Source organism: Mycobacterium sp. DHQP2018-32-09, from assembly GCF_058148405.1.
The window spans coordinates 1-959 of the sequence record NZ_JBYVYK010000116.1 but is presented as its reverse complement, the minus strand read 5'-3'; the positions used below and the strand labels follow the sequence as shown (position 1 = coordinate 959).

Below are 959 nucleotides of genomic sequence, written 5' to 3'. Positions count from 1 at the left end.
CGCCGAGGCGGCGGCCGCCACCGCTCGGCTGCGGGAGGAGCTGTGGGCCGCCGTGGACGCCAAGGTCGCCGCGGCGCTGGCGGTGGACGACCGGCCCGCAGGAGCGCGCGCGGCGTGGCTGGAGGCCGCCAGGACCGTGACGACCGGCGCGGGTGACGTGCCGGCGGCCAGTGAGCTGGTGGACCAGCAGGTGCGGCCGTTCGTCGATCGGGACGTCGCCACCGACCTGGTGGCCGAGATGCGTTCGTCGTTCGACAGGGTGACCGCGGCCTTCGACGCGGCGGTCGCCCGCATCGAGGCGCAGCCGGCGGTCGGCGGCGCGTCGGGGGCACCGGAGCTGGGTGCTGGTGCCGGTTCAGGCGTGCCGCCGTTGCCCGACCTGGGTGCGGCGGTGCCGTCGCTGGGCGGCATGTCCGGCCCCGGCAGTATGTCGGGGCTCTCGGGGCTCTCGGGGCTCTCGGGGATGGTGCCGCAGCTCGCCGACTTGATCGGCAGCATCGCGGGCGCCGACGGCACGCAGCCGCCGGACCTGGGATTACCCGAGGACCCCACGTCGGTGGACCCCGAGCCCGAGGATCCCGACCCCGAGCGTGAGCCCGAGGACCCCGAGGACCCCAAGACCGAGGACCCCAAGGACCCCAAGGCCGAGGACGAACCCACGGACGACCCCGAACCGGAGCCGGGAGCCGAGCCGGGGATCACCGAGCCCGAGCCCGTGCTCCCGCCGGCGCCGTTACCGAGTGAGCCACTCGCTCAACCACTCCCAGCGACCGAGACACCGGCCGAGACACCGGCCGGGACACCTGCCGGGCCGCCCGCCGAGGCGACCGCGTGTGAGATCGCCGCCGACGAGCTGCCGAGCATCGGCTAGTGCGGGATCAGCGTCCCGAGCGGCGCCGCAGGCGGTCACGGCCGCCGCGGCGGCAGCAGCCGTCGTGGCGGCAGCACCACCGCGCAGC

1 protein-coding gene is annotated in these 959 nt (G+C 76.1%); it reads left to right on the top strand.

The window, feature by feature from the left end; all coding sequences use genetic code 11:
• Positions 1–871 (top strand): hypothetical protein (locus AC30CM_RS26930; RefSeq protein ID WP_490119965.1); only part of this gene is annotated, 871 nt, incomplete at its 5' end.
• Positions 872–959 lie beyond the last annotated feature (88 nt).